The organism is Streptomyces sp. NPDC048415, assembly GCF_040651675.1.
Classification (GTDB): Bacteria; Actinomycetota; Actinomycetes; order Streptomycetales; family Streptomycetaceae; genus Streptomyces.
The window spans coordinates 69,885-95,580 of sequence record NZ_JBEZKJ010000027.1; the positions used below are offsets into that span (position 1 = coordinate 69,885).

At 70.0% G+C, this 25,696-nt stretch carries 20 protein-coding genes; 4 read left to right on the plus strand and 16 right to left on the minus strand.

Features of this window, described 5'->3' with window-relative positions:
* Positions 1-57 precede the first annotated feature (57 nt).
* From topA to bldG, 7 genes are all read right to left on the minus strand, one after another.
* A complete protein-coding gene (topA, locus tag AB0D27_RS19845; RefSeq protein WP_362510101.1) occupies positions 58-2,871 on the minus strand; it encodes a type I DNA topoisomerase in 2,814 nt (937 codons plus the stop codon).
* Positions 2,872-3,119: 248 nt separating this feature from the next.
* Positions 3,120-3,317 (minus strand): hypothetical protein, encoded by a 198-nt coding sequence (locus AB0D27_RS19850; RefSeq protein ID WP_362510103.1) that lies wholly within the window; start codon positions 3,315-3,317, stop codon positions 3,120-3,122.
* Between the two features lie 416 nt (positions 3,318-3,733).
* Positions 3,734-5,254 (minus strand): class I SAM-dependent methyltransferase, encoded by a 1,521-nt coding sequence (locus AB0D27_RS19855; protein WP_362510106.1) that lies wholly within the window; start codon positions 5,252-5,254, stop codon positions 3,734-3,736.
* A gap of 166 nt (positions 5,255-5,420) precedes the next feature.
* Positions 5,421-6,014 (minus strand): small secreted protein, encoded by a 594-nt coding sequence (locus tag AB0D27_RS19860; RefSeq protein ID WP_362510109.1) that lies wholly within the window; start codon positions 6,012-6,014, stop codon positions 5,421-5,423.
* Between the two features lie 229 nt (positions 6,015-6,243).
* Positions 6,244-8,649 (minus strand): sodium-translocating pyrophosphatase, encoded by a 2,406-nt coding sequence (locus AB0D27_RS19865; protein ID WP_362510112.1) that lies wholly within the window; start codon positions 8,647-8,649, stop codon positions 6,244-6,246.
* Positions 8,650-8,957: 308 nt separating this feature from the next.
* Positions 8,958-9,389, minus strand: a complete 432-nt coding sequence (locus AB0D27_RS19870; protein WP_362510115.1) for an ATP-binding protein — start codon at positions 9,387-9,389, stop codon at positions 8,958-8,960.
* Positions 9,390-9,492: 103 nt separating this feature from the next.
* On the minus strand, positions 9,493-9,846 hold the full coding sequence (gene bldG / locus AB0D27_RS19875; RefSeq protein WP_037625427.1) for an anti-sigma factor antagonist BldG: 354 nt from the start codon (positions 9,844-9,846) through the stop codon (positions 9,493-9,495).
* A gap of 80 nt (positions 9,847-9,926) precedes the next feature.
* Here bldG and AB0D27_RS19880 point away from each other — a divergent pair, with 80 nt between their 5' ends.
* Complete coding sequence (locus AB0D27_RS19880) at positions 9,927-12,380, plus strand: DEAD/DEAH box helicase (RefSeq protein WP_362510118.1); 2,454 nt, start codon at positions 9,927-9,929, stop codon at positions 12,378-12,380.
* On the opposite strand, the gene AB0D27_RS19885 is transcribed toward AB0D27_RS19880, so the two are convergent.
* The 7 genes from AB0D27_RS19885 to ssd all read right to left on the minus strand — a co-directional run bounded on the left by AB0D27_RS19885 (position 12,346) and on the right by ssd (position 17,865).
* On the minus strand, positions 12,346-12,891 hold the full coding sequence (locus AB0D27_RS19885) for an Rv3654c family TadE-like protein (protein ID WP_362510120.1): 546 nt from the start codon (positions 12,889-12,891) through the stop codon (positions 12,346-12,348). The genes AB0D27_RS19880 and AB0D27_RS19885 overlap by 35 nt on opposite strands.
* Positions 12,888-13,259, minus strand: coding sequence for a TadE family type IV pilus minor pilin (locus AB0D27_RS19890; RefSeq protein WP_362510123.1), 372 nt, complete (start codon positions 13,257-13,259; stop codon positions 12,888-12,890). Before AB0D27_RS19890 ends, AB0D27_RS19885 begins: the two co-directional genes overlap by 4 nt.
* A 220-nt stretch (positions 13,260-13,479) precedes the next feature.
* Entirely contained in the window at positions 13,480-13,650 is a 171-nt protein-coding gene (locus AB0D27_RS19895) for a DUF4244 domain-containing protein (protein ID WP_362510157.1), read from the minus strand.
* Positions 13,651-13,782: 132 nt separating this feature from the next.
* Entirely contained in the window at positions 13,783-14,565 is a 783-nt protein-coding gene (locus AB0D27_RS19900) for a type II secretion system F family protein (RefSeq protein WP_362510126.1), read from the minus strand.
* On the minus strand, positions 14,562-15,413 hold the full coding sequence (locus AB0D27_RS19905; protein WP_362510160.1) for a type II secretion system F family protein: 852 nt from the start codon (positions 15,411-15,413) through the stop codon (positions 14,562-14,564). Before AB0D27_RS19905 ends, AB0D27_RS19900 begins: the two co-directional genes overlap by 4 nt.
* Positions 15,414-15,427: 14 nt before the next feature.
* Positions 15,428-16,774 (minus strand): TadA family conjugal transfer-associated ATPase, encoded by a 1,347-nt coding sequence (locus tag AB0D27_RS19910; protein WP_362510129.1) that lies wholly within the window; start codon positions 16,772-16,774, stop codon positions 15,428-15,430.
* Entirely contained in the window at positions 16,771-17,865 is a 1,095-nt protein-coding gene (ssd, locus tag AB0D27_RS19915) for a septum site-determining protein Ssd (RefSeq protein ID WP_362510132.1), read from the minus strand. The genes AB0D27_RS19910 and ssd overlap by 4 nt, the downstream gene beginning before the upstream one ends.
* 574 nt (positions 17,866-18,439) lie before the next feature.
* Between ssd and AB0D27_RS19920 the strand changes: the two genes are divergently transcribed.
* Positions 18,440-19,273 carry an HAD-IB family hydrolase gene (locus AB0D27_RS19920; RefSeq protein ID WP_362510135.1) on the plus strand — a complete coding sequence of 278 codons (834 nt, stop codon included), beginning with the start codon at positions 18,440-18,442 and terminating at the stop codon, positions 19,271-19,273.
* Between the two features lie 444 nt (positions 19,274-19,717).
* On the opposite strand, the gene AB0D27_RS19925 is transcribed toward AB0D27_RS19920, so the two are convergent.
* Positions 19,718-20,542, minus strand: a complete 825-nt coding sequence (locus tag AB0D27_RS19925; protein ID WP_362510138.1) for an oxidoreductase — start codon at positions 20,540-20,542, stop codon at positions 19,718-19,720.
* A gap of 101 nt (positions 20,543-20,643) precedes the next feature.
* Between AB0D27_RS19925 and AB0D27_RS19930 the strand changes: the two genes are divergently transcribed.
* Positions 20,644-21,624, plus strand: coding sequence for an ATP-binding protein (locus tag AB0D27_RS19930; RefSeq protein WP_362510142.1), 981 nt, complete (start codon positions 20,644-20,646; stop codon positions 21,622-21,624).
* Positions 21,625-21,646: 22 nt separating this feature from the next.
* Here AB0D27_RS19930 and AB0D27_RS19935 read toward each other — a convergent pair whose 3' ends face one another.
* Entirely contained in the window at positions 21,647-22,909 is a 1,263-nt protein-coding gene (locus AB0D27_RS19935) for a hypothetical protein (protein WP_362510145.1), read from the minus strand.
* Positions 22,910-23,243: 334 nt separating this feature from the next.
* On the opposite strand from AB0D27_RS19935, the gene AB0D27_RS19940 reads away from it, so the two are divergent.
* A complete protein-coding gene (locus AB0D27_RS19940) occupies positions 23,244-25,613 on the plus strand; it encodes a bifunctional SulP family inorganic anion transporter/carbonic anhydrase (protein ID WP_362510148.1) in 2,370 nt (789 codons plus the stop codon).
* Positions 25,614-25,696: the final 83 nt, after the last annotated feature.

Genomic DNA, 25,696 nt, shown 5'->3' on the forward strand with positions numbered 1-25,696 from the left:
AACATACGGACGCCCCCACACCAAAAGGTGTAGGGGCGCGCCGTCTCGAGGAGGGTCTCAGCCCTCCGAAGGCGCCGTCTTCTTGGCAGCGGTCTTCTTGGCGGGTGCCTTCTTTGCGGCCGTCTTCGAAGTCGTCGTCTTCTTTGCGGCCGTTTTCTTGGCAGGTGCCTTCTTTGTCGCCGTTTTCTTGACCGCGGTCTTCTTCGCGGTCTTCTTGGCCGGGGCCTTGGCGCGCTTCTCGGCGAGCAGCTCGTAGCCGCGCTCCGGGGTGATGTCCTCGACGCTGTCGCCGGAGCGCAGGGTCGCGTTGGTCTCGCCATCGGTCACGTACGGCCCGAAACGGCCGTCCTTGACCACGACGGGCATCTTGCTGACCGGGTCCTCGCCCAGCTCCTTCAGCGGCGGCTTGGCGGCCGCACGGCCACGCTGCTTGGGCTGGGAGTAGATCTCCAGCGCCTCTTCGAGCGTGATGGTGAAGAGCTGGTCCTCGGACTGCAGGGAACGCGAGTCCGTGCCCTTCTTCAGGTACGGCCCGTAGCGCCCGTTCTGCGCGGTGATCTCCACGCCCTCGGCGTCCTGGCCGACGACGCGCGGCAGCGACATCAGCTTGAGGGCGTCCTCGAGGGTCACCGTGTCGAGCGACATCGACTTGAACAGCGAGGCCGTACGTGGCTTGACGGCGTTCTTGCCGGTCTTCGGGGTGCCCTCGGGGAGCACCTCGGTGACGTACGGGCCGTAGCGGCCGTCCCTGGCGATGATCTGGTGGCCCGAGGCCGGGTCGGTGCCCAGCTCGAAGTCGCCGCTCGGCTTGGCGAGCAGTTCCTCCGCGTACTCGACGGACAGCTCGTCCGGCGCCAGGTCCTCGGGCACGTCCGCGCGCTGGTGGTTCTCGGAGTCCTTTTCACCGCGCTCGACGTAGGGGCCGTAGCGCCCGACGCGCAGCACGATGTCGTTGCCGACGGGGAACGACGACACCTCGCGGGCGTCGATCGCGCCCAGGTCGGTCACCAGCTCCTTGAGGCCGCCCAGGTGGTCCCCGTCGCCGTTCCCGGCCTCGGCGGCACCGGTCGCCTCGCCCTTGCCGAAGTAGAACCGCTTCAGCCACGGCACGGCCTGCGCCTCGCCGCGCGCGATGCGGTCGAGGTCGTCCTCCATCTTGGCGGTGAAGTCGTAGTCGACGAGCCGGCCGAAGTGCTTCTCCAGGAGGTTGACCACGGCGAAGGACAGGAAGGACGGGACGAGTGCCGTGCCCTTCTTGAAGACATAGCCGCGGTCGAGGATCGTGCCGATGATCGACGCGTACGTCGACGGGCGGCCGATCTCGCGCTCTTCGAGCTCCTTGACGAGGCTGGCCTCGGTGTAGCGGGCCGGGGGCTTCGTGGCGTGCCCGTCGACCGTGATCTCGTCAACGGACAGCGGGTCGCCCTGGCTGACCTGCGGGAGGCGGCGCTCGCGGTCGTCGAGCTCGGCGTTCGGGTCGTCCGCGCCCTCGACGTACGCCTTCAGGAAGCCGTGGAAGGTGATCGTCTTGCCGGACGCGCTGAACTCGGCGTCGCGGCCGTCGGCGGCCGTGCCGGCGATCTTCACGGTGACGGAGTTTCCGACCGCGTCCTTCATCTGGGAGGCCACGGTCCGCTTCCAGATCAGCTCGTACAGCCTGAACTGGTCACCGGTCAGACCCGTCTCGGCCGGGGTGCGGAAACGATCACCTGAGGGGCGGATCGCCTCGTGCGCCTCCTGCGCGTTCTTGACCTTTCCGGCGTACGTGCGCGGCTTGTCCGGCAGGTAGTCGGCGCCGTACAGCTGCGTGACCTGCGTGCGGGCGGCGGTGACCGCCGTGTCCGACAGGGTCGTGGAGTCCGTACGCATGTAGGTGATGAAGCCGTTCTCGTACAGCTTCTGCGCCACCTGCATGGTGGCCTTCGCGCCGAAGCCGAGCTTGCGCGAGGCCTCCTGCTGGAGCGTCGTCGTACGGAACGGCGCGTACGGCGAGCGGCGGTAGGGCTTGGACTCGACCGAGCGGACCGAGAAGTCCGTGTTCTCCAGGGCGGCGGCGAGCGCGCGGGCGTTCGCCTCGTCCAGGTGGAGCGTGTTGGCGCCCTTGATCTGACCCAGCGAGTCGAAGTCGCGGCCCTGGGCGACGCGCTTGCCGTCGACGGCCGTGAGGCGGGCGACCAGGGAGGACGGATCGCTCGCGTCCCCGGAGCGGCCGGTGCCGAAGGTGCCGGTCAGGTCCCAGTACTCGGCGGAGCGGAAGGCGATGCGCTCGCGCTCACGCTCGACGACGAGGCGGGTCGCCACGGACTGGACGCGGCCTGCCGACAGTCGCGGCATGACCTTCTTCCACAGGACCGGCGAGACCTCGTAGCCATAGAGGCGGTCGAGGATGCGGCGGGTCTCCTGGGCGTCGACCATGCGCGTGTTGAGCTCGCGCGGGTTGGCGACGGCCTCGCGGATCGCGTCCTTGGTGATCTCGTGGAAGACCATCCGGTGGACCGGGACCTTGGGCTTCAGGACCTCGAGAAGGTGCCACGCGATGGCCTCGCCCTCGCGGTCCTCATCGGTGGCGAGGAAGAGTTCGTCGGAGTCCTTCAGCAGGTCCTTGAGCTTCTTGACCTGGGCCTTCTTGTCAGCGTTGACCACATAGATCGGCTGGAAGTCGTGTTCGACGTCCACGCCAAGGCGGCGCACCTCGCCGGTGTACTTCTCGGGCACCTCCGCGGCGCCGTTGGGGAGGTCGCGGATGTGCCCGACGCTCGCTTCGACGACATAGCCGGGGCCCAGATAGCCCTTGATCGTCTTCGCCTTGGCAGGCGACTCGACGATGACGAGTCGGCGGCCGCCGTGTGCGGTGTCGCTGGTCGGGGACAACTTCGCTCTTCTCTCCGGTCGACGCGGGGATCCTCCCCAGGCCTTGCTCCCGGGGTTCGGGTCATGCTGACGCTGCGGAGTGTGACGGTACATCCCGCCCCCGTGTCAAACGGGAAAAGCCCGCAACGGCCACTCGAACGGTAACCCGACTCCCGCCATTCCTGCCGCCCGGAGCATCCGGCAGCCTTTTTGGGTCTATCCGGAGCGTGACTTCTCAGTTACCGGAGTGCCGGTTCTCACGCGCGGTTTCACACGCGCGTGAAGCACCACACGCCGAGGATCAGCGCACCGGATCCGGCGACGCTCGCGAGCGTCGCCGATGCGACGTGGTTCACATCGTGGGCGACCGGCTCGCCGTGCCGCAGCCGGACCCCGGTCCAGGCCAGCAGTGCGCCTCCGAACAGGGCGAACACCGTCCCCACGAAGATCGCCGGTCCGCTTTCCATCGGTCTGTCCTTCCGCCCCGAGTCCTCAGGTTCGGGAGGCTGGCACGCCCGGGAAGCGCACGTGCGAACCCACGGTGAACGCCGGCCGACCGGCACCCCATGGGGCGCTCAGACCGTGCCGGGCGTCGGCATCTTCCCGGCCGTCTTGTTTTCGTCGACGCGGACCCGGTGCACACGAGTGTGGCGAATCCGTCGTTCCCGTACTCCTCGTCGCGGAGCCGGCCGCAAGTCCTCAGCTCCGATCCGGGCGCCGAACCCGGCTCGAACTTGTCGCCGCAGGGCTTTCCTCCGATGTCGAGAAGACCTCGTCGTACGCGGTATACGCGGCCCCGTGAGGGGCACAGGCCACTCAGGCACGGATACGACTCACCTTCCACGCCGCCAGGGGCCCCTGGGACGCCCGCACGATGGCGCCCCTACCCGGCAGGCTCGATGAATCCCTGCTCCACCAGCAGCCGGATCTGCGCGGGCGTCCGGTCGCGCAGCAACACCGGATCTTCGCCGACCAGTTGGGCGATGGCATCGAGGATCCGGCCCGCGCTCAGCGTGCCGTCGCACACGCCCGCGAAGCCCGCGCCGACCGTGTCCACCTTGGTGGCCCGGCGCATCCCGCGGTTCTGGCGCAGCACCACGTGCTCCGGGTCCTCGGCGCCGGGCAGCCCGACCTGCTCCTGGACCACCTCCGTCACGAGCTTGAAGTGAGCGGCGAGCAGGGCCGCGTCGTCATGCGACCGCAGATAGTCGACGCGGTCGAAGTGCGCGCGCACGCTCTCGCCGAGCGGCTGCTCGACGGGGTGCGGCCACTCCTCGACCGTGATCGAGGGCTCGGCGGCCGCCGCCTTGCGCAGCGTGATCCATCCGAAGCCGACGGCCTTCACCTTGCGCGCCTCGAACTCGTCCAGCCAGGCGTCGTACCGGGCCTGGTAGTCGGCGGAATCGCCGTGGTGGTCGCCCGCGTCTCGCAGCCACAACTCGGCGTACTGCGTGACGTCCTGGACCTCGCGCTGCACGATCCACGCGTCACAGCCGCGCGGCACCCATGACCGGAGCCGGTCCTGCCAGTCCTCTCCCTCCACGTGCTGCCAGTTGGCGAGGAACTGCGCGAACCCGCCCTCGTTGAGCCGCTCCCCCGCCTGCTGAACGAGCGTGCGGCACAGATCGTCCCCGCCCATTCCGCCGTCCCGGTAGGTGAGCCGGGCGTCCGGAGAGATCACGAACGGCGGGTTGGACACGATCAGGTCGTACGTCTCCTCGTCCCGGACCGGCTCGAACAGGGAGCCTTCCCGCAGGTCCGCGGCCGGGGCGCCGGAGAGCGCGAGGGTGAGCGCGGTGATGTGCAGGGCGCGGGGGTTGAGGTCGGTCGCGGTGACGCGTGTGGCGTGCTGCGCGGCGTGCAGGGCCTGGATCCCGGAACCGGTGCCGAGGTCGAGCGCGGAGCCGACGGGCATACGCACGGTGATGCCGGCGAGGGTCATGGAGGCCCCGCCCACGCCGAGTACGACGCCTTCCTCCCGGCTGCCGATACCGCCCGCACCGCCGACGGCGCATCCCAGGTCGGACACGATGAACCAGTCCTCGCCGCCGGACCCGCCGTACGGCCGGATGTCCACGGTTGCGGCGACCTCGTCCCCGCCCGCCCTGGTCAGCCAGCCGCTCTCCAGAGCGTCCTGGACCGGCAGCACGTCCGCCACGCGCGCGTGCGGGACCGGCTGCTGCAGCAGAAAGAGCCGTACGAGCGTCTCCAGCGGCGTGTCCCCGCGGGTCGCCCGGAGCGCGGGCACGGTCTCGCTGCGCGCCAGCGCCGCGTACGCGGGGGCGCCGAGCAGGTCGAGAAGTCCGTCGGCGGTGAAGGAGGCGCCGAGCAGGGCGTCCCGCAGCCGAGCGGCGACGTCCACGCGATCGGACGAGGGCAGGGGTGACAGGCTGGTGTGACTCACGCTTCCCATTGTGTCCGCTGCCGCCGACAGGGGCGTACATCTGTGGACAGCACATGTCGACGCCTGTGGACAGCCAGGTGGGCACCCGCGGACAGCACAGCCGAGGGCCCGGCACGCACGCGTACCGGGCCCTCTCCAGGTTGACGAACGATCGCCCTCCCGGGGATCAGCCGCTGGTGGCCGACGGAGAGGCGGACGCGCTCTTGCAGGACTCCTGCTTGGCCATCGCCTTGCCCACGTCACCCTCCTCGAGCTTCTTCAGCGCGTCGTTCCCGCTCTTGCTCAGCTTGTCGAGCTGGGTCGCGATGCCCTTGAGGCCGTCCGCGAACTTGCCCTGGTCCTTGGTGTTGAGCCCGTCGACCTGCTTCTTCAGGTCGGCGTACGAGGCGGAGATGTCGTTGAGCTCCTTGACCGCGTTGGTCTGCCTCGTCTTGCCGTCGTCGACGTTCGGCGCCCCCGCCTTGTCGACGGCGCTACCGATCGCCTTGTAGGTGTCGGACATGTCCTGGAAGGCCTGCGCGTCCGTCTGCTGGACGGCTTCCGGCGCGCTGTTGTCCGAGGTCTGCTTCTGGATCGCGGCGTTGGCGGCCTCGATCCTCTTGGCCTGCGGCTGCACCGCGTCGCAGACCTGCTTGGCCCAGGAGTTCAGCTTGTCGTTGTTGCCGTTGTCGCTGCTGCATCCCGACAGCGCCAGTACCAGTACCGCACCGCCGGACAGTGCGGCCGCGAGCTTCTTGTTCACCGGATTGGTCCCTTCCATGGCTCTCGGCCCCGGAACATACACGCCAAGTGGGCGACAACTGCGTGCCGAATGTCCGTTAAAACACCTATTACAGCCATTTGCACTAAGAGAGAGAAGGCTCACGGAGAGGGTGTGAACACACACAGGCGGGCGGCCGACACGTCGATACGCGCCGTCCGCCCGCCCGTTGGCTCCGTTTCTGACCAGGCACAAGAGCCCGTACCGAGTCAGACGCGGGACATGTGAGCTATGAAACCACCGCGGGGTCAGGTGATTTGGTCACCCTTTCCGCGTTGCCTTCGTCACCCACGGCGATCCCGCGCCGCTTGGAGACGTACACCGCGCCCACGATCACGAGGAGCGCGAGGGCGGCGATGAGAATCCGTAGACCGACGTTCTTGTCGTCGCCGTAGGAGAACTTGACGACCGCCGGGGCGATCAGCAGAGAGACCAGGTTCATCACCTTCAGCAGCGGGTTGATCGCGGGTCCCGCGGTGTCCTTGAAGGGGTCGCCGACCGTGTCGCCGATCACCGTCGCGGCGTGGGCCTCGCTGCCCTTGCCGCCGTGGTGACCGTCCTCGACGAGCTTCTTCGCGTTGTCCCACGCGCCACCGGAGTTGGCGAGGAAGACCGCCATCAAGGTGCCGGTGCCGATCGCGCCCGCGAGGAACGAGCCGAGCGCGCCGACCCCGAGCGTGAACCCGATCGCGATCGGGGTGAGCACGGCGAGCAGACCGGGCGTGGCCAGTTCGCGCAGCGCGTCCTTGGTGCAGATGTCGACGACGCGCCCGTACTCGGGCGTCTCGGTGTAGTCCATGATCCCGGGGTGCTCGCGGAACTGCCGCCGCACCTCGTAGACCACGGCCCCCGCGGACCGCGAGACCGCGTTGATCGCCAGCCCCGAGAAGAGGAAGACGACCGCGGCGCCCGCGATGAGACCCACCAGGTTGTTGGGCTGCGAGATGTCCATCATCAGGTTCATCGGCGCGCCCGCTCCGGAGACCTTCTCGCCGACGTCGTGCGCCGCCGTCGTGATCGCGTCGCGGTACGAGCCGAAGAGCGCCGAGGCCGCGAGAACGGCGGTGGCGATGGCGATGCCCTTGGTGATGGCCTTGGTGGTGTTGCCGACGGCGTCCAGGTCGGTGAGGACCTGCGCGCCCGCGCCCTGGACGTCGCCGGACATCTCTGCGATGCCCTGCGCGTTGTCGGAGACCGGACCGAAGGTATCCATGGCGACGATGACGCCCACCGTGGTGAGCAGACCGGTACCCGCCAGCGCCACCGCGAAGAGCGCCAGCATGATCGACGTACCGCCGAGCAGGAAGGCCCCGTACACGCCGAGGCCGATCAGCAGGGCGGTGTAGACGGCGGATTCGAGACCCACGGAGATACCGGCGAGGACGACGGTGGCCGCGCCGGTGAGCGAGGTCTTGCCGATGTCCCGCACGGGACGGCGGGTGGTCTCGGTGAAGTAGCCGGTCAGTTGCTGGATCAGCGCGGCCAGCACGATGCCGATCGCGACGGCGACCACCGCGAGGACGCGCGGATCGCCGCTCTTGGCCTTGATCGCCACGTCCGTGACGCCGGCGAGATCGGCGTACTTCCCGGGGAGATAGACGTAGACGGCCGTGGCCACCAGCGCCAGCGAGATCGCCGCGGAGATGAAGAAGCCGCGGTTGATCGCGGACATGCCACTGCGGTCGGAGCGCCGGGGCGCCACCGCGAAGATGCCGACCATCGCGGTGAGTACCCCGATGGCGGGCACGATCAGCGGGAACGCCAGCCCTGAGTCGCCGAACGCCGCCTTGCCGAGGATCAGCGCGGCGACGAGCGTGACGGCGTACGACTCGAAGAGGTCGGCCGCCATGCCCGCGCAGTCGCCGACGTTGTCGCCCACGTTGTCGGCGATGGTCGCGGCATTGCGCGGATCGTCCTCCGGAATGCCCTGCTCGACCTTTCCGACCAGGTCGGCGCCGACGTCGGCGGCCTTGGTGAAGATGCCGCCACCGACACGCATGAACATGGCGATCAGCGCGGCGCCGAGACCGAAGCCCTCCAGGACCTTCGGCGCGTCGGCCGCGTACACCAGCACCACACAGGAGGCGCCCAGCAGACCGAGCCCCACCGTGAACATGCCGACGACGCCGCCCGTGCGGAAAGCGATCTTCATGGCTTTGTGCGAGACGGCGGTGAGATCCTTTTCGGACTCACCCTCCGCCGGGGTCGCTTCCCTGGCCGCGGCGGCCACGCGGACATTGCTCCGTACGGCGAGCCACATACCGATATAGCCGGTGGTCGCCGAGAACGCCGCGCCGATCAAGAAGAAGATCGACCGTCCGGCGCGCTGATTCCAGTCGTCCGCGGGGAGCAGCATGAGCAGGAAGAACACGATGATGGCGAATACGCCAAGCGTGCGCATCTGCCGCCCCAGGTAGGCGTTTGCGCCTTCCTGGATGGCCGTCGCGATCTTCTTCATGCTGTCGGTGCCCTCGCCCGCCGCGAGCACCTGGCGCACCAGGATCCCGGCGACCGCGAGCGCGGCCAGCGCGACGGCTCCGATGACCATCACGATGAGACGGTTGTCATCCGTCAGTACTGCGGCTGCGAAGGTTGTGGGGTGATCAAACTGATGAGGGGTAGAAAGCCCCGCCATTCGTCCTCCTTGACGCCTGTGCTGAGCTCAAGATGTGGACGGATTGTAGGTACCGGAACCTGATCAAAACAGTGCGCGGTAAGCGGAATTAGCCTTCACAGCCTCTTCAGCAAATGATCGACGGGTCCCCATGGAACCCAAATGAGGTAATGCCCCAAAACCGTTGACGCTTGATCAAATAATCGCGTGATTGATCGTGAATTAATTCACGAAAGGGCGGCCGCGCGCGCGGCACACGCAAAAAGAGCCCTGCTGAGCAGGGCTCTTCGGATTTGTTACGACCTGTGGAAGCGGATGCGGTCGGCGTGTCAGGCGAGGACCGTGGCCGACGGCGTGGTGGGCCAGCTCATCCTGATCAGTCCGCCGTTCTCCCCCGCGGTGACCTCCACGTCGTCGACGAGGCCGCTGATGACCGCGAGGCCCATCTCGTCCTCCTCGGCTTCCACATCACCGGGGGAGGCGCCGGGCACCGTCTCACCGGGCGCCGTACGCGGCGCCTCGTCGCCGACCTCGATGGAGAACTGCTTCTCCTCCTCGATCAGCGTCACCCGCACCGGCGCCGAAATGCCGCCGCTCTGGTGCAGTCCGACGGCACGGGTGCAGGCCTCGCCGACGGCGAGCCTGACCTCGTCGAGTACGGCCTCGTCCACTCCGGCCCTGCGCGCCACCGCTGCCGCCACCAGTCGGGCGGTCCTGACGTGCTCGGGCAGCGCGCTGAAGCGGAGTTCAACGGTGGCCATGCATCCCCCTCAGAACTACGGGCGTGCTGTCCAGGGGGCCGGGCCGCGGGCCCGGTCCCCCTACTTCTGCGCACCCGGGCCCAGGGCCCGGGCAGACCGGTGGTCAGTCAGTCGCGTTGACCGCCTCGTCGACCGAGGTGTGAATGGGGAACACCTTGGTCAGGCCGGTAATACGGAAGATCTTCAGAATGCGCTCCTGGTTGCAGACCAGTCGCAGTGAGCCCTCATGGGCCCGGACGCGCTTCAGGCCGCCCACCAGCACGCCGAGACCGGTGGAGTCGAGGAAGTCCACGCCCTCCATGTCGACGACGAGGTGGAAACTGCCGTCGTTCACCAGCTCGACCAACTGCTCGCGCAGCTTGGGCGCGGTATATACATCGATTTCGCCGCCGACCTCGACGACCGTACGGTCGCCGTTAGGGCCGGACACATTGCGAGTCGACAGAGACAGGTCCACGGATCCTCCAGCACCTTGCTATCGAGCGGTCGCCCCATGGGACACCTCGGCAGAGCCCCCTGGACGGTTCGCCAGCCGCGATGGCATTCAATCACTTACCGGCAGGCGTGCACGACGCCTTGGCTCCATTGTCCGTCACGCCAGTGACAGACTCGATGCCGATGGCCAAGAATCACCGATCCGATCGACCCTCGACGGACACCGCTTCCCGCCCCTCGCCGGGCACGGTCCTGGACCGGCTCGCCTCGGGGCCGAGCCGGGCTTCGCGCGTCACTCATACGGAGCACTTGCCCCCGCGGGCGGGTCGCCATGCCGTCTGGCCCGACCGGATCCGAGCGGAGGTCATCGCCGCAGTGCAGGCCGCGGGCATCGAACACCCCTGGGCCCACCAGGCACGCGCCGCCGAACACGCACTGGACGGCGAATCGGTGATCGTCGCCACGGGCACGGCCTCCGGCAAGTCCCTGGCATACCTCCTCCCGGTCCTCACAGCCCTCCTGGACGGCTCCGAGGCCCCGAACGGCCGTGGCGCCACCGCGCTCTACCTGGCCCCCACCAAGGCCCTTGCAGCCGACCAGTGCCGGGCCGTGAAGGAACTTTCACAACCTTTGGGCAACGCCGTACGCCCAGCCGTGTACGACGGCGACACGCCGTTCGAGGAACGCGAATGGGTGCGTCAGTACGCCAACTACGTCCTGACCAACCCCGACATGCTGCACCGGGGGATATTGCCCTCGCACCCCCGCTGGTCCTCCTTCCTGCGCTCTCTGCGCTACGTCGTCATCGACGAGTGCCACACCTACCGCGGCGTCTTCGGCTCCCACGTAGCCCACGTGCTGCGCCGCCTGCGCCGCCTGTGCGCCCGTTACGGCGCGTCGCCCGTCTTCCTGCTCGCCTCCGCGACCGCAGCCGAGCCATCGGTCGCCGCCGGTCGGCTGACCGGGCTCACCGTCGTCGAGGTCGCGGACGACGCCTCCCCTCGCGGTGAACTGGTGTTCGCCCTCTGGGAGCCCCCACTCACCGATCTGCACGGCGAGAAGGGCGCGCCGGTCCGCCGCACCGCCACCGCCGAGACCGCCGACCTCCTCACCGACCTCACCGTGCAGGGCGTGCGCTCGGTCGCCTTCGTACGGTCCCGCCGCGGCGCCGAGCTGATCTCGGTGATCGCCCAGGAACGTCTCGCCGAGGTGGACCGCTCACTGGCCCGGCGCGTGGCCGCCTACCGCGGCGGCTACCTCCCCGAGGAACGCCGCGCCCTGGAGCGCGCCCTGCACTCCGGCGAACTCCTCGGCCTCGCCGCCACCACCGCCCTCGAACTCGGCGTCGACGTCTCCGGCCTGGACGCCGTCATCATCTCCGGCTATCCGGGCACCCGCGCCTCCCTGTGGCAGCAGGCGGGCCGCGCGGGCCGCTCAGGACAGGGCGCGCTGGCGATCCTGGTCGCCCGCGACGACCCGCTGGACACGTTCCTCGTCCACCACCCCGAGGCCCTCTTCGACCAGCCCGTGGAGTCCACGGTCCTCGACCCCGACAACCCCTACGTCCTCGCCCCGCACCTGTGCGCCGCCGCCGCCGAAATGCCTCTCACCGACGATGACTTGGAACTCTTCGGTCCGGCCACCGCCGACCTGCTGCCGCAGCTGGAGGCCGCGAAGCTGCTGCGCCGCCGGACGAAGGCGTGGCACTGGACGCGCCGGGAGCGGGCCGCCGATCTGACCGACATCCGCGGGGAGGGCGGCAGTCCGGTGCAGGTCGTCGAGGCCGACACCGGGCGGTTGCTCGGCACGGTCGACGCCGGCGCCGCACACACGACCGTCCACGAGGGCGCGATCCACCTGCACCAGGGCCGGACGTACCTGGTGCGCAAGCTGGACCTGGAGGACTCCGTCGCGCTCGTCGAGGAGGCCAACCCGCCCTATTCGACCGTCGCCCGCGACACGACATCCATCTCGATCCTGGAGACGGACATCGAAGTCCCCTGGGGCGCGGGACGGTTGTGCTACGGATCCGTCGAAGTCACCAACCAAGTCGTCGCCTTCCTGCGTCGTCGTGTCATCACCGGTGAAGTACTCGGCGAGACGAAACTCGACCTCCCTCCTCGTACGCTCCGTACGCGCGCCGTCTGGTGGACGGTCACCGAGGACCAGTTGGACGCGGCCCGGATCAACCCGGAGATCCTCGGCGGCGCTCTGCACGCCGCCGAGCACGCGTCCATCGGCATGCTGCCGCTCTTCGCCACCTGCGACCGCTGGGACATCGGCGGCGTCTCCATCCCCCTTCACCCGGACACGCTCCTGCCGACCGTCTTCGTGTACGACGGCCACCCCGGCGGCGCGGGATTCGCCGAACGCGCCTTCCACACGGCCCGTTCCTGGCTCACCGCCACCCGTCAGGCCATCGCCTCCTGCGAGTGCGACGCCGGCTGCCCGTCCTGCATCCAGTCCCCCAAGTGCGGCAATGGCAATGATCCGTTGCACAAGCGGGGGGCCATACGACTGCTCACGGAGTTGCTCCGGGCGGCGCCGGAGGGCTGAGCGCCGGAGGTGACTCCGGCTCCTCAAGGGGTGGTCCGGAGTCGGCCGGCCCCGGAGAGCCCACCGAGTCGGGTTCCACCGGCCCTGCTGGTCCCGCCCTGGATCTGACCTCCGCGGCGAACGGTCCCCTGCCGGACGTCGCCGTCACATCCGAAATCTCTCCCTCGACCGCGCACCGCACGAGCCGTGCGCGCTGCGCGCGTACCACCCGGTCGGCCCGGGCGCAGGCCGCCGTACCACCGTCCATCCAGTGGTCCGCCGCGGCGAGCGCCGCCAGGTCGGCGGCCCCCGCCGCCCGGTGCCGGACCACGACGGCCTGCCCCATGGCCAGCACCGCCCCGAACACGACACACAGCACGGCGATGGCCCCGACTGTCCAGACGGTCGCCGATCCTCTGTCGGAGGAACGGGGCCCCGTGCGGTCGAGGCGTCGCCTGCCCTCAGCGAGCCAAAGGGCCGCGTGCGCCCGGGCACACTGAAGTGCCCGCGCGGCCTGCCCGCATCCCTTCATCCGCCCACCGCCCCCACCGTCTCCTCCGCCAGAGCCACGGCCTCGTCGCGCAGCTCCATGGACAACGCGTCGGGACCCGGCGTTCTCGCGACGACCGTGACCCGGACCAGGTCGTCCTCCCGGCTCACCGTGACCCGCGCGCCGCGCGGTGCCGCCCGTCGGGTCGTCGCCAGGACCGTGTCGGGCGGGTCCTGGCGCGCCGCGGCACGGGCGCCCACCCTCGCCGCGTCCGCGCACTGGATCTGCGCGGACGCGGCGAGCAGGGCCCACACCAGCGACATTCCTACGAGGACCAGTGAGGGCAGTACCACGGCGGCTTCGGCGGTCACGAACCCGCCGTCCCGACACCGGACGGGGCCTCTCGCCACCGAGGCCGCACACTCGCCCGGGCCCCTCGCCACCGAGGCCGCACACTCGCCCGGGCCCCTCGCCACCGAGGCCGCACACTCGCCCGGGCCCCTCGCCACCGAGGCCACACGCCCGCCCCAGCCCCTCGCCACCGAGGCCACACGCCCGCCCCAGCCCCTCGCCACCGAGGCCACACGGCCGACCGGGCCTGTGTCCCCCGGAGCCGCACACCCGCCCCGCTCACATCTGGACATTGAGCGCCCGCCCCACGATGCCCTGCAGTTCCTCGCCGACCTGCCCGCTCGTCACGACCTTGTAGAGCGTGGCGGCGAACGCCACTGCCGCGAGCACCCCGACCGCGTACTCGGAGGTGACCATTCCCGCGTCACTCCGCGCCACCAGCCCGCACATCCAGGCCCGCACCCGAGAACGTCCTTGTACGAGACCTCGTACCGTCTTGCGCATTTCAACCCCCGTAGAAGATTCATCCCTGTTGATCACATCGATCGCTTGTCGTCCACCGCGTGCCGTCGACGTCTCCGGTCAGCCACCACCTCCTCGCAGCAACCCGCCGGCCAGCCCGATCACCACGGGCAGCACACCGATCGCGAGGAACGCGGGCAGAAAGCACAGCCCCACCGGCGCGGTGACCATGACGGCCGCCCGGCGTGCTCGTGCCGTCGCCGTGCGCCCCCACTCGGCGCGGGCCTCCCCGGCGAGCCGCCCGACCGGAACGGCCGCCGGTACGCCCGACTCGCCCGCCCGCTCCAGCAGCCGCGCCAACGCCCGGGCACCCGGTATCGACGCCAACTTCCGCCACGCCTCGGCCGGTTCTCCCCCGAGCCGCACTTCCGCCGCGCCCCGTGCCAGCCGCTCCCCGACAAGTCCGCCCAGGGCCTCACCCACGGCCTGGGCCGCCACGACGGGGCTAGCCCCTGCCGCGATACAAGCGGCCACCAAGTCGGCAGCGAGCGGGAGTTGGCGGGCAGCCCGCGTCACGTCGTACTCCTCCACCGGGCCCGGCCTCCTCCGCTGCCGCCACCGCCAGGCCCCGAACCCGGCGGCCAGCCCGACCAGAACCCCGGCGAGGCCCCCGACCAGCAGCCACCCGACGCACACGGCGCCCAGCACCGGCAGCCACCGCCGCCCCACACCCCGCACCTCGAAGCGGCGCCATGAAGGAGCCATCTCCAACGCCAGCAGTTCACCCAGCCTTCTGCGCGCCCTCCGCTCGCGCCGCGCCGCCCCGAACGACCGGACCAGCCACCCAAGTGCCAGCGCCCCGCACATCACTGCCCCCAGCCTGTGGACAACTTCCGTACTCATGCCGTCTCCGCCCCTCTCACGATTCGCAGCGCCCACCAGAGCCCCACGCCCTCCAGCACCCCGCCGACCAGCAGACAGCCCAGTCCGGGGCCGGTATGCAGCAGCACGTGCAGCGGATCGGCGCCCAGCGCGGTGCCGAGCAGGAGCCCCAGGACCGGCAGCCCCGCGAGCATCCAGGCCGTAGAGCGTGAGCCAGCCAACTGCGCGCGTAGATCCGCTCTTTGGTCGCGCTCTGCGCGCAACGCCCCTTCGAGCCGGTCGAGTCCCGCCGCGAGTCCCGCGCCCCGGTCCACGGCGACGCGCCAGCACGCGGCGAGCCCCACCAGCCCTTCGGCCCCGGGCTGCCGTGCCGCTTCAGTGAGCGCGCCGGGGACATCCCCGCCGAACCGCGCGGCCGCCAGCACCACCGGCTGCGCATCGCCGAGCCCGTCCGAGTCCCGCGCGGCCCGCAGCAGCGACTCGCCCGGCTGCCGCCCGGCCCCTACCTCCCCGGCGAGCGCGCCGCACAGGGCGATCACCGCATCGCCCCGTCGTTCCCGTTCGCGCCGCGCCTCCGCGGCCCGCCGCATCCGCCCGAACAGGGGCACCGCGGCCGCCCCGAGAAGAAGCGGCAGCACAGACCCGCCCAGCAGCGCGATCAGCAACCCGGCAACCAGCGACCACCCTTCGGCCCGCAGTCGCCCGCGCAGCCGCCGCCATCCGAGTAGCGCCCTCTCCCATGTCGGTGGACCGGTCGCCACCACCCCGCCGCCCGCACACAGCAGCCGCGCCCGGCGCGCCCCCGAATCCCAGCCGCCCATTACCCAGGCCGCCGCCCCGGCGCACGCCATGGCCGCCCCCACCGACATCTCACCGATCTCCGTCACAACAGCTCACTCCCCTCGCTCCCGTCCTGGAGCAGTCCCTTCAGCCGCTCCCACCCCCGCTCGTAGGCGAAGGCCTCCTCGCCCCACCGCAGCGCCGGCACCGTCACCACCAGCCCCGACGGGTCGCGCTCCAGTACGTGCACCTCGGCGATCCGCCGCCGCCCTGCGCGGTCGCGTACGAGATGCAGGACCACGGAAAGCGCCGCAGCCAACTGGCTGTGCAGGGCGGCCCGGTCGAGCCCGGCGGCGGTGCCCAGTGCCTCCAGGCGCGCCGGGACCTGCGCCGCCGCGTTTGCGTGCACCGTGCCGCAGCCGCCCTCGTGGCCGGTGTTGAGCGCGGCCAGCAGTGAGACGACCTCCGGCCCGCGCACCTCTCCCACCACCAGTCGGTCCGGTCTCATCCGCAGGGCCTGTCGGACGAGTTCCTGGAGCGCGACCAGCCCGACGCCCTCCTGGTTGGCGGGCCGCCCCTCCAGGCGCACGACATGGGGATGGTCGGGCCGCAGCTCCGCCGAGTCCTCGGCGAGCACGATCCGTTCCCCGGCCCCCACCAGCCCGAGGAGCGCGCTCAGCAGCGTCGTCTTTCCCGTGCCCGTGCCTCCGCTGATGAGGAAGGAAAGCCGGGCGTCCAGTAGTGCTCTCAGCACCCGGTCCCCTCCGGGCGGCACCGTCCCCGCCGCCACCAGCTCGTCGAGAGTGAACGCGCGCGGCCGTACGACGCGCAGGGACAGGCAGGTGGAGCCGACGGCGACCGGTGGCAGCACCGCGTGCAGGCGTGTGCCGTCCGGAAGCCGGGCGTCGACCCAGGGGCGGGCGTCGTCGAGCCTTCTGCCGGCCACGGCCGCGAGGCGTTGCGCGAGACGTCGTACGGCTGCCGCGTCCGCAAACGAGACCGCCGTCAACTCCAGGCCTCGGCCCCGGTCCACCCACACCCGGTCCGGCGCCGAGACCAGCACATCGGTCACCGAGGGGTCGCCGAGCAGTGGTTCCAACGGGCCACTGCCCACCAGTTCGGAGCGCAACCGCTCGGCCGTGCCGAGGACTTCGGCGTCCCCGAGCACTCGCCCCTGCTCACGCAGCGCCTGTGCCACGCGCGCGGGCGTCGGCTCCCATCCACTCTCGGCGAGCCATTGCCGTACGCCGTCGAGCAACCCCGTACGCCCGTCCGACACGCCCGCGGGCCCGTCTCGCGGGGCCGTATCAGCGTCCAGCCACCCCGCTGGCCCCGCTCGCGGCCCACTACGCCCGTCCGACCACCCCGCAGCCCATCCCTGCGGTCCAGTTCGCCCATCTCCATCCAGCCCCGCGCCGCAATCCATGCCCGTAGCCCCGTCCCAGCTCATACGCCCCCGCCTTCCACCTGAGCCCGCTTCCAGAAGGCAGTGCAGAACCGCGCGAGTGGCCCCCGCGCCGCTCCGCCGGGTGGGGGACCGCCGTCCAGCGGCGAGGGTTCGGCCGGCACTTCGCCGACCAGGGGCAGGCCGAGCAACTGGGCGACCTGGCGGTCGTCGAGGCCCGGCGCGTAGGGACCGCGCACCGCGACCCGTAGATCGCGCAGGACCATGCCGACCGCGGACGCCACCCGTCCGGCCGCCGCGATCGCGCGCAGTTCGGCGGGGACCACCAGCAGTCCCAGGTCGAGCTGGGCGAGGACCTCGGCGACGCCCTCGTCGATACGGCGGGGCAGGTCGACGACCACCGCGCCGCCGCGCCGCCTGGCGGCGGCCAGGACCGCTCGTACGGCTTGCGGAGGGATGGTGACCGAGTCGCCGCGATCCCAGCTCAGGACCCGCAGCGCGTGCAGTTCCGGCAGGGACTCCTCCAGCGCGCCGCCGCCCACCCGGCCACGGGATGCGGCGAAGGCCGGCCAGCGCAGGCCTTCGGCCGCCTCTCCGCCCAGGAGTACGTCGAGTCCGCCGCCCAGCGGATCCGCGTCCACGAGGAGCGTGCGCCTTCCCTCGCGCGCCGAGGTGACGGCGAGCGCGCAGGCCAGCGTGGAGGCTCCGGCCCCGCCGCGACCGCCGAGCACGCCGACGGTGAGGGCGGGCCGTCCGACGCCCTCGGCCACATCGGCGATGCGGTCGACCAGCCATTGCTCGCCATCGGGCAGCATCAGGACGTGGTCGGCGCCGATCTCGACGGCCCGCCGCCAGACACCCGAGTCGTCCTGATCCCGCCCCACCAGCACCACTCCCCTTCGCCGCGCGGCCCCGCGCACCCGCCGCGCAGCGTCGTCCCCGACGAGTACGAGAGGTGCCGCCTCCCAGCTCCCTCTGCGATCCGGAACCCCGTGATGGACCTCCGGCCTGGCACCCGCGGCCGCGCACAGGCGCAGCAGGTCGTCAAGGAGTTCGGCGTCCTCCGTGACGATCAACGGTCCGCCCTGCCGCCCCTCGGCGGCGGGCGGCCGGTCGTGTGTGATGGCTCCCGCCACGATCTCCAGCCCCCTTCGCTGCTTCTCGCGCGGGGCCCTCTGCGACCCCGCGATTCCCGCTCGTGTGAAGAACCGGCAAGCGGCCTCCATATGAACGGCCGATACGAACCGGCCATACGCGCTCCGCAAACGGAACCGGCCATGAACTCGCCGCGAGCGGTGCGCGTTTGAATCACGGTGCAGCGATCCCGGAAATCGTGCGGATCTTGGTCGAAAACTGTGGACAACTCAGTGGTTGTGAATATCGCCTTCACCCATACCGGTGACCCCTGTGCGACTTCCATAGAGCAGCGTCACGACTACGCACGGTGACGAAGCTGGCGCATGCGAAGAGGCCGGCCTCAACGGTGCCGACAAGGCTCCGAGGCCGCGCAGAAGAGGGAGAAAACCCATCCGGACATGCGACGACCCCCGCCGGGGGGGAGAGCGGGGGTCGTCCCCACGGCCGACTCGGGGGGGGAGGAGTCGGACCGGGTTAGCACGGTCGCGAACGATCCGTGACTTCCATGGTGTACCCGAGAGCCCTCTCAGGCAAACCCACGCGCCTCACCTTACGCCGAATGGTGGGCGGCCTATGCTCGGGCTCGTGGAAAACCACTCCTTGCCCCGCGCAGCGGCCTTCTTTGACCTGGACAAGACGGTCATTGCGAAGTCGAGCACACTCACGTTCAGCAAGTCGTTCTACCAAGGCGGACTGATCAACCGCAGGGCCGCCTTGCGCACCGCATATGCCCAGTTCGTGTTCCTGGCGGGTGGCGCCGATCACGACCAGATGGAGCGGATGCGCAAGTACCTCTCCGCGATGTGCCGCGGATGGAACGTCCAGCAGGTCAGGGAGATCGTCGCCGAGACGCTGCACGACCTGATCGACCCGATCATCTACGACGAGGCCGCGTCCCTCATCGAGGAGCATCACACCGCCGGACACGACGTCGTGATCGTGTCCACGTCCGGGGCCGAGGTGGTCGAGCCGATCGGCGAGCTGCTCGGCGCGGACCGCGTGGTGGCGACCCGCATGGTCGTCGGCGAGGACGGCTGTTTCACCGGCGAGGTGGAGTACTACGCGTACGGACCGACGAAGGCCGAGGCGATCAAGGCGCTGGCCGCGTCCGAGGGGTACGAACTCGCCCGCTGCTATGCCTACAGCGACTCGGCGACCGACGTGCCGATGCTGGAGTCCGTCGGCCATCCGCACGCGGTGAACCCGGATCGCGCACTGCGTCGCGAGGCACTCGCCCGGTCGTGGCCGATTCTGGACTTCCACCGCCCGGTCCAGCTGAAGCAGCGGCTGCCCGCACTGTCCGTACCGCCCCGGCCGGCGCTGGTCGCGGCGGCCGCGATAGGAGCGGCCGCGGCCACGGCGGGGCTCGTCTGGTACGCCAGTCGGCGGCGCGCGACGACAATGTGATCCGCGGCGCCCATGTGTCACGTCACAGTTGAGCGGACAGCACATTCACGCCCGGTTCGCACCTGTTTGAACCTAAAAGTAAAGAAGTACAGTCAGGCCTTCCGCTTCCTCCGAACCTGGAGTACAAAGAAGTTAACGGCCCGCGAGACCAAGGACATCCGAGAGGATCACCTTTAAACGCAACCAAGGCCCCACGGACCCGAGCATGAACACCGGGCACCCACGCGACGTCGACCCGTCGATTACGGGCCAGCCGCACCAGGTGACGGGCAGCAGTTCCCGACCTGATGGGCATATATCGAGGACGCTTGGTAACCCGGTGAGCATGCCAGCGGCGGTACGAGACCTCGTACCGCCGCAACCCTGTTCAGGAAGTTTTTCGCCCTCTTAGGAGAGGGCGATTTTTTTCTTGCGGCCCCTCGTGAAGGGGCATGTGCGAGCCCGCTACGCCGCCCCGCGCTGAAGCGCCTCGCAGACGGCCGTCGACTCCCTGGCCCCCAGCTCAACCGCCGTGCCACAGTGGGCGATCCAGGCCGCCATTCCCTCCGGAGTTCCGGAGACATAGCCCTCCAGAGCCGCCAGGTAGGCCGCGCGACCGAGTTCGGCGTGACCGACCTCCGCCGGGCAGACCGACTTCGGGTCGAGGCCGCTGCCGACCAGGACGATGCGCTCGGCCGCGCGCGCGACCAGGCCGTTGTGGGAGGTAAAGGGACGCAGGGCGAGCAGTTCGCCGTGAACGACGGCCGCCGTGACCAGCGCGGGAGCCGAGCCGCCGGCGATGATCAGCTGTGAAAGGCCCTCGAGCCGGCCGGCGACCTCATTCGCGTCCGGCGGTGGCAGCTCGATGAGGGGCTCGTCGACCGGCTCGCCGTTCTGCCGCGGCCGGCCGACCCCGTCCGCCTTGTCCGCCGCCGCGACCAGGTGCAGCCTTGCCAGCACCCGCAGGGGCGACTGCCGCCAGATGGACAGGAGTTGACCCGCCTCTGCGGTCAGCCGCAGGGCCGCGCCGACCGTACGGGCCTCGTCGTCCCCGCTGAAGTCGGTACGGCGGCGGACCTCTTCGAGAGCCCAGTCGGCGGCGGACAGCGCCGCGGAACCGCGTGCGCCGCGTAGCGCCGCCTCGGACGTGATCTCGTTGCTGCGACGCCGCATGATCCGGTGCCCGTAGACCCGGTCCACCGCCTTGCGGACGGACTCCACGGATTCGGCCACCCCGGGAAGCGAACCCAGGGCCGCGAGCGGATCGGCGTGCGCACCTGTCGTACTCATGAGTACGACATTACGCATCCTTGCGGACCACCCCACGAAGGAGTGGTCTTCTTCACTCCGGCGCGACACTCCATGCAATCACTCCACTACCCTTGGTGAACATGAAAATTGCTTTCGTCGGAAAGGGCGGCAGCGGCAAGACCACCCTGTCCTCGCTCTTCATCCGCCACCTCGCGGCCTCCGGGGCGCCGGTCGTCGCCATCGACGCGGACATCAACCAGCACCTGGGGGCCGCGCTGGGCCTCGAAGAGGCGGAGGCCGCCGCGCTGCCCGCCATGGGTGAACGGCTGCCGCTCATCAAGGACCATCTGCGCGGCTCCAATCCACGCATCGCGTCCGTCGAGGCGATGATCAAGACGACCCCACCCGGCGAAGGCTCACGACTGCTGCGGGTGAGCGAGAACAATCCGGTGTACGACGCCTGCGCGCGCCCGGTGGAACTCGACGGCGGCGCCGTCCGTTTGATGGTCACCGGCCCGTTCACCGAGGCCGATTTGGGAGTGGCCTGCTACCACTCCAAGACCGGTGCAGTGGAGCTCTGCCTGAACCATCTCGTCGACGGCCAGAGCGAGTACGTCGTCGTCGACATGACGGCGGGCTCCGACTCCTTCGCGTCCGGCTTGTTCACCCGCTTCGACATCACGTTCCTCGTCGCCGAGCCGACCCGGAAGGGGGTCTCCGTCTATCGCCAGTACAAGGAGTACGCCCGCGACTTCGGCGTCGCCCTGAAGGTCGTCGGCAACAAGGTGCAGGGCCAGGACGACATCGACTTCCTCCGCGCCGAAGTCGGTGACGACCTCCTGGTGACGGTCGGACACTCGGACTGGGTGCGGGCCATGGAGAAGGGCCGCCCGCCACGGTTCGAGCTCCTGGAGGAGGCCAACCGCCGCTCGCTGCACACCTTGCGGGTCGCCGCTGACGCCACGTACGAGCTGCGGGACTGGGCGCGTTACACGCACCAGATGGTGCACTTCCATCTGAAGAACGCCAGCAGTTGGGGCAACGCGAAGACCGGGGCGGACCTGGCGGCGCAGGTCGACCCCGGCTTCGTACTCGGTGAGGATCTGGTGGCGACGGCTTGAATCGCAGGCCGGCGGGGGGCTGCTACGGCTTGACCGCCGGCGCGCCGGGGACGCCCTTCGGTGCCGGGGCGGGGCGGCCGGAGAGGAAGGACGCCCAGCCCTGCCTCGGGGCCTGGCCGACCTGGAGGCCTCGGAGCTTGTCGAGGGTGGCCGGGTCCTGGGCGTCGAGCCAGTCGGCGAGCTGCCGGAAGGAGACGCAGCGCACCTCGGCCTTGGTGCAGACGCGCTCGACGACCTCGTCGATGGCACGCATGTAGGTGCCGCCGTTCCAGGATTCGAAGTGGTTGCCGATGATCAGCGGTGCGCGGTTGCCGTCGTAGGCGCGGTAGAAGCCCTTGAGCAGGCCGTCACGCATCTGGTCGCCCCAGTACTCCTGCTTGTCGGGATCGCCCTGGGTCTGGGTGCCCGACTGGTTGACCATGAAGTTGTAGTCCATGGTGAGCTGCTCATAGGAGTGTCCGGGGAAGGGCACGAGCTGCATCGACAGGTCCCACAGGCCCCGCTTCTTCTTGGGCCATACCTGGTTGTTGACGCCGCTGGTGTCGTAGCGGAAGCCCAACTGGCGGGCTGCCTTCGTGAAGTTCTTCTGGCCCTCCAGGCACGGCGTCCGGGCGCCGATGAGCTCCTTGTCGTAGTCGAAGGGGAGCGGGGGCGCCTTCTTCATGCCGGTGTTGGTCTTCCAGGACTTCACGAACGACTTCGCCTGTGCGATCTCGCTCTTCCACTCCGCGACCGACCACTCGCCGACGCCGCCTCCGTTGCCGCAGAAGTGGCCGTTGAAGTGCGTGCCGATCTCGTTGCCCTCCAGCCACGCGCCGCTCAGCTGCTTCACGGTGTCCTTGATGCCCTGCTCGTCGTTGAAGCCGATCTCCGAGCTGCCGGGCGAGTGCTGCGGTGGCCGGTACAGGTCGCGCTTGTCCTTCGGCAGCATGTACACGCCGCTCAGGAAGTACGTCATCGTCGCGCTGTTGGCCTTGGCGATCTTCCGGAAGTGCGAGAAGAGCTTCTGGCTGTCCTCGCCGGCGCCGTCCCACGAGAAGACCACGAACTGCGGGGGCCTCTGACCGGGCGTCAGCCGCACGGGTGTGGGCAGTTGGGGCTGGGCACCGGTGTACGCGGTGGAGCCGTCGCCGATCAGGCGGACCGCGCTCTTGGGTGCCGGGGCTCCCGCCGCCTTCTTCGCGCCGTGAGCGCCTTCCGTGGAGTCGGTCGCGCAACCGGCGAGCGCCGTGGCGCAGGCCGCGGCGAGTGCTACGCCCGCGGTGATCCTCTGGGTGACGGCCATCTTCCGCCCTCCTTCTTCCTTCGGTCAGGGCAACGCTGATTAGGGCGTTCTGGGTGATGTACAGCGATTTGTCGACAGCGCCGCCAAGGTCGCACGGGACCGAGAAGGAATAAATACGACAAGCCGATAAAATGCCCCGTTCACCCGAGAGAGTGATTCACTGCCCCATTTGCGCCGATATTCCGCACAAACCCTTTACTCTGCATTACGATCCGTTTACTGAGTGTTGAAAGTCCCGCCGCTTGCACGCCGTGACCCACGGCCGCGATCCCCCGCCCGCTTTGGGCGGGGCCCCCTGTTCCGCGACCGCGCTGCCCCGGAGGAGACGGGAACCATGTCCGCCTGCGTCCCCACCCGCGCCGCCGACTCGACTCGGCCAAGGCGCATCCACAAGCCCCACAGTCCCCAGCCGACCCCGCCCCGCCGATTTCGCATCGCGGGCGCCGATCTGTCGGCCTCGATCGCGGTCTTCCTGATCGCCCTGCCCCTGTCCCTCGGCATCGCCCTCGCCACCGGCGCGCCGCTCCAGGCCGGACTCGTCGCCGCCGCCATCGGCGGACTCGTCGCCGGACGGCTCGGCGGGTCACCGCTCCAGGTGAGCGGACCCGCCGCCGGGCTCACGGTCGTCACCGCCGAGCTCATCCACCGCTACGGATGGCGCACGACCTGCGCCATTACCGTTCTCGCCGGCATCGCCCAACTGGGCCTGGGCTGCCTGCACGTGGCCCGGACGGCGCTCGCGGTCAGCCCCGCGATCGTGCACGGCATGCTCGCCGGAATCGGCGTGACCATCGCCGTCGCCCAGCTGCACATCGTGCTGGGCGGCACACCGCAGAGTTCCGTCCTCGACAACCTCCGTGCGCTGCCGGACCAGTTGGCGCGCGTCCACCCGGCGGCGGTGTCGATGAGCGCGGTGACGCTGACGCTCCTGTTCACCTGGCCGCGGATTCCCGGACGGGTGGGTCGGCTGCTGCGCAAGGTTCCCGCCGCGCTCGTCGCTGTCGCCGGGGCCACCGTGACCGCATCACTCACCGGCCTGACCCTGCCCAGGGTCGACCTGCCCGCCTGGAGCAGCCACGCGCTGGCCGGGCTGCCGGAGGGTCCGGTGCTCGGCATCGCCGCCGCCGTCCTCACCGTGACCCTGGTGTGCAGTGTCCAGTCGCTGCTCGGCGCGGTCGCTGTGGACAAGCTGGTGGCGGGGCGGCCGGAGTCGCAGCCCAGGGTGGGCCGTTCCCACCTCGACCGGGAGCTGCTCGGGCAGGGCGCCGCCAACATCGTCTCCGGCGCGCTCGGCGGACTGCCGGTCGCCGGCGTGGCGGTAAGAAGTTCAGCGAATGTGCAAGCCGGTGCCGTGAGCCGGAACTCCACGATGCTGCACGGCGTTTTCGTAGTAGTTGCCGCGCTGCTGATGGTCCCGATCCTGGAGCTGATCCCCCTCGCATCGCTCGCCGCCCTGGTGATGGCCGTCGGCATCCAGATGGTGTCCCTGCACCACATTCGCGCGGTCACCCGCCACCGCGAGGTGCTGGTCTACGCCGTCACCACGCTCAGCGTCGTTTTCCTCGGCGTTCTCGAGGGCGTGGCGCTGGGGGTCGCCGTGGCCGTCGGCGTCGCCCTGAACCGCCTCGCCCGTACCCGCATCACGCACGATGAGAAGGAAGGTGTCCATTACGTACAGGTAAGAGGGCAGTTGACGTTCCTCGCGGTGCCACGGCTCAGCCGTACCCTGCACCTCGTACCCCAAGGAGCCGGTGCCGTCGTGGAGTTGGACGGCTCGTTCATGGACCACGCGGCATACGAGTCACTGCACGACTGGCAGAACGCGCACGTCGCGCAGGGCGGCACGGTCGAGCTCACCGGGCGGGCCGGAACCCGGATCGCCGAGCCCGCGGGCTCCGCCCACTGCCGCTGCCGACCCTGGACGCCGTGGCGGAACCACCACTGCGAGACCTCCGCCGACCCGCAGTCCGCATCCACTCACGACCCATCGGCCGGCCGGGAAGAGGCGACCGGCGCCACCACACCGAGCGGACATCAACTGGCGCGTGGCATCAGCGCGTTCCAGCGCAACACCGCGCCCCTGGTGCGGGGTGAGCTCGCCCGGCTGGCGCGGGAAGGTCAGCGGCCGTCCCAGTTGTTCCTGACCTGTGCCGACTCTCGGCTCGTCACATCGATGATCACCTCCAGTGGTCCGGGTGACCTCTTCGTCGTACGGAATGTGGGCAACCTCGTGCCGTTGCCCGGAGAGGAGAGCGGGGACGACTCGGTGGCCGCGGCGATCGAGTACGCGGTGGACGTGCTGCAGGTGCGGTCCATCACGGTGTGCGGGCACTCCGGGTGCGGGGCGATGCAGGCCCTGTTGAATGCCGAGCCCGGAGGGGCGCCCACGCCGCTCAAGCGATGGCTGCGGCACGGGCAGCCGAGCCTGGAGCGGATGGTGGCCGAGGACCGGCCGTGGGCGCGGCTCGCCCGGAGAGCGCCCGCCGACGCGGTGGAGCAGCTGTGTCTGACCAACGTGGTGCAGCAGTTGGAGCATCTGCGGGCGCACGAGTCCGTGGAGCGGGCCATGCGGGAGGGTGCGCTCGAACTGCACGGGATGTACTTCCACGTCGGCGAGGCGCAGGCATATCTGCTGGCCGACGGTGACGGGTCCGAGCTGTTCGACCATGTGGGAGTGCCGGAGGATCTGCGGCATCCCGCGTGATCGGACCGTGGTGGGGGGGGGCCCGCGGGCGGGGGGGCGCCCCCCCCCCCCACCCCCCCCCGCCCCGCCGGACGAGCACGAGT